The organism is Streptomyces sp. NPDC059010 (assembly GCF_042740355.1).
GTDB lineage: Bacteria > Actinomycetota > Actinomycetes > Streptomycetales > Streptomycetaceae > Streptomyces.
Map to the genome: position 1 here is coordinate 53,198 of NZ_JBHYJA010000023.1, position 8,533 is coordinate 61,730.

8 protein-coding genes are annotated in these 8,533 nt (G+C 72.3%); 2 read left to right on the forward strand and 6 right to left on the reverse strand.

Features of this window, described 5'->3' with window-relative positions; genetic code table 11:
• Nucleotides 1-126: 126 nt before the first annotated feature.
• From ACFWYS_RS24800 to ACFWYS_RS24825, 6 genes are read right to left on the reverse strand one after another with little or no spacing between them, the layout of a single operon-like run.
• Nucleotides 127-1,359 (reverse strand): cytochrome P450, encoded by a 1,233-nt coding sequence (locus ACFWYS_RS24800; protein ID WP_384772893.1) that lies wholly within the window; start codon nt 1,357-1,359, stop codon nt 127-129.
• On the reverse strand, nt 1,356-2,627 hold the full coding sequence (locus ACFWYS_RS24805; protein WP_384772896.1) for a cytochrome P450: 1,272 nt from the start codon (nt 2,625-2,627) through the stop codon (nt 1,356-1,358). The genes ACFWYS_RS24800 and ACFWYS_RS24805 overlap by 4 nt, the downstream gene beginning before the upstream one ends.
• A complete protein-coding gene (locus ACFWYS_RS24810; RefSeq protein WP_384772900.1) occupies nt 2,624-3,271 on the reverse strand; it encodes an ATP/GTP-binding protein in 648 nt (215 codons plus the stop codon). The genes ACFWYS_RS24805 and ACFWYS_RS24810 overlap by 4 nt, the downstream gene beginning before the upstream one ends.
• Nucleotides 3,243-3,605: a DUF742 domain-containing protein gene (locus ACFWYS_RS24815; protein WP_384772903.1), complete on the reverse strand. Its 363-nt coding sequence runs from the start codon at nt 3,603-3,605 to the stop codon at nt 3,243-3,245. The genes ACFWYS_RS24810 and ACFWYS_RS24815 overlap by 29 nt, the downstream gene beginning before the upstream one ends.
• Entirely contained in the window at nt 3,602-4,024 is a 423-nt protein-coding gene (locus tag ACFWYS_RS24820; RefSeq protein WP_384772906.1) for a roadblock/LC7 domain-containing protein, read from the reverse strand. Before ACFWYS_RS24820 ends, ACFWYS_RS24815 begins: the two co-directional genes overlap by 4 nt.
• Entirely contained in the window at nt 4,021-5,832 is a 1,812-nt protein-coding gene (locus tag ACFWYS_RS24825) for an ATP-binding protein (protein ID WP_384772908.1), read from the reverse strand. The genes ACFWYS_RS24820 and ACFWYS_RS24825 overlap by 4 nt, the downstream gene beginning before the upstream one ends.
• A gap of 290 nt (nt 5,833-6,122) precedes the next feature.
• Here ACFWYS_RS24825 and ACFWYS_RS24830 point away from each other — a divergent pair, with 290 nt between their 5' ends.
• Nucleotides 6,123-6,359, forward strand: a complete 237-nt coding sequence (locus ACFWYS_RS24830) for a hypothetical protein (protein WP_384772911.1) — start codon at nt 6,123-6,125, stop codon at nt 6,357-6,359.
• Nucleotides 6,360-6,743: 384 nt separating this feature from the next.
• A complete protein-coding gene (locus ACFWYS_RS24835; protein WP_384772914.1) occupies nt 6,744-8,468 on the forward strand; it encodes a fatty acyl-AMP ligase in 1,725 nt (574 codons plus the stop codon).
• Nucleotides 8,469-8,533 lie beyond the last annotated feature (65 nt).

Genomic DNA, 8,533 nt, shown 5'->3' on the forward strand with positions numbered 1-8,533 from the left:
CGGGCAGCGGGGCGATATATGACTACACCCCCCCCCCGCGCGTGTCGGTAGCTCCTCCGCCGCGGGGGCACCGCCCGGGGGGGGGGGGGGGGGGGCCCCCCCGCGCCGACAGCGGTTCACAGGCCCTCAGCCCCGCAGCCGCACCGGAATCTCCTGCCAGCCGAACGCGATGAACGACGGCACCTGACGCAGCTCCTCCGCCGCGACGGCCAGCTGCATGCCGGGGAAGCGGTCGAAGACGGCGGGCAGGGCCGTCAGGGCCTCGACGCGGGCCAGCGGGGCGCCGATGCAGCGGTGCACGCCGATCCCGAACGCCAGATGGTCGTCGGCCTCGCGTGCGGCGTCGAAGGTGTCCGCGTCCGGCCCGTAGTGCGCGGGATCCAGCCCGGCGGCGGCGTACGTCGTGATGATGGCGTCCCCGGCCGGGATGGTCACGTCCCCCACCTTGAGGTCGCTGACGGCGAACCGCAGCGGCAGTGACGCGATCGACGGGTGCACCCGCAGCGTCTCGTCGATCACCGCGTCCCAGCCGATCTGCCCGGACCGCACCGCCGCCAGCTGCTCGGGACGGTTCAGCAGGGCGACCACCGCGTTGCCGATGAGATTGACGGTCGTCTCGAATCCGGCGCCGATCACCAGCAGCAGCGTGTACAGCAACTCCTCGTCGCTGAGCCGGTCGCCGTCCTCGTCGCGCACCCGGATCAGCTCGGTCGTCAGATCGTCCCCGGGATGCTCGCTGCGATGGGCGATCAGCGCGCCCAGCACCGTGCCGATCTGCTGCTGCACGAACGCCGCGTGCTCCGGGCTCGGGTCGGAGGTGTCCATGATGGCGGCGATGAGGGTCCCGGTGGCGTCCCGCAACTCCTCGGGCACACCGAACAGTTCGCAGATCATCCGCATCGGCAGGGGGTGGGCGAACCCGGCCTTCAGATCGACCTCGTCGTCGCCCTTGTCGAGGGCGTCGAGCAAGTCCGCGGTGATCGCCTCCACCCGCTCACGCATCTTCTCCGTACGCCGCTGCGTGAAGCTCGGCGCGACCAGCTTGCGCAGCCGCGTGTGGTCGGGGCCGTATGTCGAGAGCATGTTGATCACGCCGACCCAGCCCAGGATCCAGGCCCAGGAGGGGTGTTCGGCGACCTCCGGGAACAGTTTCCAGTGCAGCCGGGGGTCCTTGCTGACCTGCGGGTCGAGGATGAGTTCCTTGAGGGTGTCGTAGCGGGTGGGCGCCCAGGCGGGAATGCCGCCGGGCAGCTCCACGGGCACGATCGGGCCGAGGGCGCGCAACCGGGCGCTCTCGGCGGGGATGTCGGCACCGAACGGGTCGATGGCGAAGCGCTCGGTGCGGTCGGTCGCGGTCATGACGGGGCTCCTGGCTGGTCGGGGGTACGAGGGCTGAACCGGACGGGCAGGGCGGTCAGTGAGCGGTGGAAGGGGCCGGGCCGCCAGGTCAGGCGGTCGCGCGGCAGGACCGGCTCCAGATCGGGCAGCCACTGGGTGAGCCGCTCGATCGCCTCGGTCGCGATGAGCAGCGTGTGCTGCCGGACCGGGCAGGCGTGCGGGCCCGCCGACCAGGACAGATGTGAGGCGTCCTTGGGATGGCGGCCGCCGACGGGCTCCGGCTCGCCCGCCGGGGCGCCTTCCGTGCCGTTCGCGTCCTGCGCGAGCGCCAGCGCCCCGTACGAGACGACCACCGGCACCGCCGCCCTGATCCACGCGCCGTGGAAGGACACCGGCCGACGCGCGTAGTGGATGCCGTAGTTGGCCAGCGGCGTCTCGTGGTGCAGCACCTCCACCACCGCGTCCATCACGGGCCGGGCACCGCTGGTCAGGGTCGAGTAGTACCGCGGGTTGCCGAGGATCCGGGACAGCGCGTTCGACACCAGGTTGGCCGTCGGTTCGTGCCCGGCGCCCAGGGTGAGGAACACCTGCCAGGTGACCTCCTCGGGCGTCAGCCCGGCCGGGTGGTCCAGCAGCCAGCTGGGCAGGTCGTCGCCCCGCCGCTCCGACTTGGCGGCGATCAGCTCCAGCACGTAGCCGCCGTACTCCGCCTCGCCCTCGGCCGCCTCGGCGCCGCCCTCCATCATCTTGCCCAGCGCCACGTCGAGCCGGTCGCTGTCGCTGTCCGGGAGCCCGAAGAGGCTGTTGAACACCAGCGCCATCAGCGGCCGGGCGAACTCGCCCACCAGATCGGCCTCGCCTCGCGGCCCGAACCGGCCCACCAGCACCCGTACCGCCCGGTGCACCCGGGCCCGCAGATCGTGCGGCTCGATCCGGTCGAACATGTCGATCAGCGAGCCGCGGTAGCGGACATGGGCCGCGCCGTCGGCGAACAGCGTGTTGGGCCGCCAGCGCATCATGCCCAGGACCGGCGAGTCGTCGGCGACCGTGGCCTCCCACGGCCGCGGGTCGTGCGAGAACGTGTCCGTGTCGTGCAGCAGATCCAGCGCCGCCCGCCGGCCGGTGACGACATACGCCGGGACCCCGGGCGCCAACTCCGCCCAGCCGACCGGCCCCTGGGCGCGCAGGGCGTCGTAGTAGCGGTACGGATCCACCGCGAAACCGTCCTCCCACAGGCGCACGGGCGCCGAGCGGGAGAAGGCCTGCCGGTCGGGGGAGTGCGTGGTCACCGGTCCTCCGGAGCGTGACGGTCGATCAGATGCTGGACCAGTGCGAGCAGCGCGTCGACGGACGAGTCCGCGTCCCGCGCGTCGCACGTCACCATCGGCGTGCCCGCCTCCAGGTCCAGGGCGGCGCGCAACTGCTGTGCGGTGTGGTGCCGGGGCGCGTCCGGGAACGCGTTGAACGCGACGGCGTACGGCAGCTCCGACTCCTCCACCAGCCCCAGCACGTCGAACGACGCGTCGATCCGGCGGCTGTCGACCAGGACCAGGGCGCCCAGCGCGCCGTAGGCGATGTCGTCCCACAGCGCACGGAACCGCTCCTGTCCGGGCGTGCCGAACAGATACAGCACGACCCCGCCCGGCAGGCTGATCCGGCCGAAGTCGACCGCGACGGTGGTCGTCGACTTGTCGCGCACCCCGGCGAGATCGTCCACCTGCGCGGACGCCTCGCTCAGCGGCTCCTCGGTGTGCAGCGGCCGGATCTCGGAGACCGAGTCGATCAGGGTCGTCTTGCCCACGCCGAACGGGCCGGCGACCAGGATCTTGACCAGGTCGCGGGCGGTGTCCGGCAGATGGACGTCCACGGACGGACTCGCGGTGTCGCGGGTGTCACTAGTGTCGCTAGGTGTGCTTGAGGGCGCGAAGGCCATCGGCCACTCTCTTCAGCAGGTCGGGGTCGAAGCGTGCGGCGGGCGGGATCGGCGCACGGGCCAGCACCAGGTCCCGGTCGATGAGTTCCGCCGCCAGGACACGCACCGCGGACACCGGCAACCGCAGCAGCGCCGCGGCCTCCACGACCGTCAGCGAACCGTCGTGCAGGGCGTCCAGCAGGGCGAGTTGGGCTGCGGGCAGTCCGGCGGGGGCGGGCTCGCGGGTGCCGGTGAGCACCGACAGCCGCTCCAGATGGGCCCGGCTGGGCCGGGCCACACCGCCGGTCGACAGATACGCGGGGACCAGAGGGCGGCCACCACGGCGGCCGGTCATGCCGGCGCGCCGCCGTCGGCACCTCGGGGCGCGGCGGCCATCGCCTTCTCGCCCAGCTTGGCCACCTGCGAGTGCACCCGGTGCGCCAGCAGATCCAGGCGCACCTCCTCGTCTCCGTACGCGGCGACGCAGGTGCCGTGGTCCGTCGGCACGATCAGCACATAGCCGTGGTCCGACTCGATGACGACCTGTCTCACCTCGGACCGGTCCCGGTCGGCGAACGCGGCCGCCGCGGTGCGGCACGCGCCCTGCACCGTGCTGGTGATCGCCGCCACCCGCTCGGCCGAGGGCCGGGTGAGCGCGTCCGTGTACCCGGTCACCAGTCCGTCGCGCGTGAGCAGCACGGCGGCCACCACATGCGGCACCTGCAGGATCGGGTCCAGCACCCACGCGGTGTCTCCCACATCGCGGCCGGTCATCGAGCCGTTCCCCCTTCAACGTCGGTCTCATCGGTGTCGTCCGCCGCGGCTTCGGCCCGCTGCGGCACTGTTCGGACGGATTCCGGCACGGCCGCGGATTCCCGTACGGCCTTGGAATCCCGTACGGCCGCGGATTCCGCTACGGCCTGGGAGTCCGGTACGGCCGTCGAGGCGTCGTCGGTGCGCTCACCGGCCGCCGACCGGGCCGCGAACGTGCCGGCTTGCAGCGCGCCCAGCGCGGCGGCGGCCTGCTCGGGACGGCGTGTCGCGGGCCGCGGTTCGGGCGTGTCGGCCGGCGCGGCGGTCACCCGCGGGCGGCGCCGCCGCTGCGGCAGGCCACCGGTTTCGCGCGCGGCGTGATGCCCGGACGCGGTGCCGGAGGCGTCGTGATCATGCTCGGCCCCGTACCCGTGCGAGGTGCCGGACGCCTCGCCTCGGGAGCCGGCGGACGACTCACGCCGGCGGCCGACGGAAGCCGTGTCCTGTGGGCCGGCGGATGCCCGGTCGCCGGCCGTGACGGGCGCGTCGCTCGGGGCCGGGACGGGCGTCTCGCTCGGGGCCTGGACAGGCGCGTCGCTGCGGGACTCGACGGGCGCCTCGGCCCGAGCCTCGACGGCTGCCTCGTCCTCGGTCCCGTCGAGAGCTGCGTCCCTGGTCCCGGCAGGTGGCGTGTCCCTGGTCCCGGCGGGTGGCGTGTCCCTGGTCCCGGCGGGTGGCGCGTCGTCCCCGGAAGCCCTGCGGGTGGAGCGCGGCGCGCTGGCGGCGGGCGGTCGTTCGGCGGAGTCGATACGGCTGAGCAGGTGGCTCTCGACCCGCAGCACCGCCCGCACCCCGCCGTACGGCGACGGCGACGACACGTCCACGCTCAGGTCGAACTGCCGGGTCAGCTGCCCGATCGCGGCGAACCCCATGCGCGGCGGATCGCCCAGCTCGGTGAGCAGGATCGGCTCGGAACCCGCCACCAGCCGCTGCGCGCGGGCGCGTTCGTCCTGGGTCATTCCCAGACCGGCGTCGTCGACCGTGACGCAGACGCCGTGATGGACCTGCTCCAGGTTGACCACGACGTCCGTGTCCGGCGCGGAGTGCCGCAGGGCGTTGTCGAGGAGCTCGGCGACGATGATCGCGACCGGCTCGACGGCATGCGACACGAGCCCAGTCCCCGCCGCGAGATGGTTGTGCACCCGGATCCGGTGATAGCCCGCGAGCCGAGCCTGGCCGCCGGTCACCGCGTCCACCAGATGCGACTCCTCGCGGGCCAGCCCGACCCACGCCCCGCACACCACGGCGGCGACCTGGGCACGCCGCAGCGACTGCTCGTTCTCGTGGTCGAGCCGGAACAGGGTCTGCGCCAACTCCGGGTCGTCGTACTTCTGCTGAAGCCCGCGCAACGCGTCCTGCAGCCGGTACAGAGCCGCCTGGATCTCGCGTGTCACCCCGCGCATACCGGCCTGTGCGGCCGCGTCGATCCGTGTGCGCTGCGTGGCCAGCTCGGTGCGCAGCCCGACCAGGACATGCTCCAGTGCCACAGCCGGCGCCGACCCCGCGGTCCGCGGATCCAGCGGCCCCGGCACGGTGACATGCGGGTGCGCCAGCTGCCGGGCGGCGGCCGGGACACGCCGTGCCGCCAGGTGCTCCACCTCGGCCGTGAACGCCCTGACCGCGCCGTCGAGTTGATGGCGTAACGCTGCGATCTCGGCCCGCTGGCGCGCTTGTTGCCGCTGAGCGCGCAGCAGCCCGCCGCCCAGGGCGAGCGCGGACAGCATGCCGACGGCGAGCCCGCCGGTCGCCAGGTCCGGTAGTTCGATCATCGAGTCGGTTTCCCAGGGTCGGTTCGGGGGCGGTCGGGCAGGGCTGGGCCAGAGCCATGGGTCGAGGCGCTCGGAGCACAGTACACACCGTCATCGACTGATCTCGCACGGTCGGCGGACACTTCGTTTCGAAAGTGTCGGGGCTCTGCTCGTATCTGCGTCAACTGTCTGAAATGGCATATGGAATGGGGGAGTTGACGTAAGTGCCCGCCTCTGACGGCGGGGTGTGTGCCCGTCCTGGCGGCGGGTACTCGGCGAATCCAGGAACGAGAACGCCGGAGGAGGCCCGCATGACCAGTGGTACGGAAACCGGTGGCGTGACCGGTACGCCGGACAAGGACTACAACCTGATCTGGTACGTCGAGGCGTGCCTGAGCAACGCGCTGCGGTTGGAGACCTACATCCAGGACGCGGAACGCGGCAAGGACACCGAGGTGGCCGACCTGTTCCGCAAGGCCCAGGCGGACAGTCGCAAGGGCGCAGAAATGGGCAAGGCGCTCCTGCGCACGCGACTGAACGGCGGCTGACCGAGCCCAGCCCACCCGCCCGGATGCCGAGGAAGCCGAGGTGTCCGGGCTTTCGCCTGTCCGGGCCCGTGCGCCCCGGTGGCGCTTCTGCGCGGCTTCTTGCCTCGTCAACCATCTTTTGGACACGTAGGGTTTACTTTCGTTCGGCCCGTCGGACCGGACCGAGTTGCTATGGTGCTACTCGCCGGTAGCAAACTGAACGAGGGCGCGGAGGGTCGGCCGACCAGCGCCACGACTCGACCGGCGTCACACCATCTCGGCGGGTCGTCGAGACGGAAGGTCCGGCAAGGGGGCCGGATCGACCGAGGCGTCCGCGCGTCCGCCTGACGCGCCCCTCGAATTCCACTTCCTCGCCCACCGATCCAGACAGGTGAGACTCGCAACATGGTTCGTTCCCTGGTCGATCTGCTGACCGAGCACGCCTCGCACCACCCCGACCGAACCGCCTACCGCCATCTCGTCACCGGCGACACCGACGGCGAGATCCTGGAGATCTCGTACGGCCGTCTCGCCGACCGCGCCCGAGCCATCGCCGCCTGGCTGCAGGAACGCGGCCTGGCCGGTGCCCGTGCCGTGCTGCTCTACCCGCCCGGCCCCGACTTCATCAGCGGCTACCTGGGCTGCCTCGCGGCCGGCGTCGTCGCCGTACCGGGCGTCCCGCCACAGGGCCGTGCACAGAACCACCGCGCCCTGGTCCGGATGAAGCGCCTCGTCGCCGACGCCGACGCCAAGGTGATCCTGGGCGGCCGCGAGGTGATCACGGCGCTGTCCGGCATGGCCGAGCACCTGCCCGAGCTCGCCGACATCCCCCGCGTGGCCACCGAGGACATCCCCGACGAGGCCGCCGCCTCCTGGCGCGAGCCCGACCTCAGCGCCGACTCGGTCGCCTTCCTCCAGTACACCTCCGGCTCCACCTCAGCCCCGCGCGGCGTGATGGTCACCCACAAAAACCTGCTCGACAACGAACGGGTCATCACCGAGCGCATGGGCCACACTCCGGACGCCATCGCGGAGCACGGCCACGAGATGTTCGTCAGCTGGCTGCCCGTCTACCACGACATGGGCCTCATAGGCCCCGTCCTCAACACCGTCTACCTCGGCGTGACCGCCACCCTCTTCTCGCCGCTGCACTTCCTGCAGCAACCGCAGCGCTGGCTGACCGCGATCAGCCGCTACCGCCCGCACACCAGCGGCGGCCCCAACTTCGCCTACGAACTCTGCCTCAAGCACGCCGGCCCCCGGCTCCTCGACGAACTCGACCTCTCCAGCTGGAAGGTCGCCTTCAACGGCGCCGAACCCGTACGCGCCGCCACCCTGCGACGCTTCGCCGACACCTTCGCCCCGGCCGGATTCCGCCGCCAGGCCTTCTACCCCTGCTACGGCCTGGCCGAGGCCACCCTCATGGTCACCGGCAGCACGGTCCACACCCCGCCGACCCTGCTCCAGGCAGCCGAAACCGGCCCGCATGCCGGCCAGTCGGACGCCGCCGCCGTCAGCTCCGGCCGTCCCGGCCCCGATGTCACCGTCGCCATCGCCGACCCGGAGCGGTGCGAGGAACTCCCCGAGGGCGAGACCGGCGAGATCTGGGTGCGCGGCCCGAGCGTCGCCAAGGGCTACTGGCGCAACGCCCTCGCCACCCGCGAGACCTTCCGCGCCACCCTGACCGGCCACGACGGCCGCTTCCTGCGCACCGGCGACCTCGGATTCCTGCGCGACGGCGAGCTGTTCGTCACCGGCCGCCTCAAGGACCTCATCGTCATCGACGGTCGCAACCACTACCCGCAGGACCTGGAACTGACCGCCGAGATGGCCCACCCGGCCCTGCGCCCCGGCTGCACCGCCGCGTTCTCCGTGGACGGGGCGGCGGGCGGTGAACAGGCCGTCGTCGTCGCCGAGATCGCGCCGGACGCGGTGTCCGAGGCGGAGAAGATCATCGACGTCATCTGCAGCGGGACCGGCGAGGCCCACGGCCTGTCGCTGCGCGACGTGGTCCTGGTCCGGCCCGGCACCATTCCCAAGACGTCCAGCGGCAAGATCCAGCGCCACGCCACACGGGCGGCCTATCTGAACGGCACCCTCGCCGTGGTCGACGCACCCGACCCGAGCTGACCCCGCCCGGACCGCTGTCGTACCCGGCGCGCCGGCGCCGCGACGCCCGCAGCAGCCGTACCGAC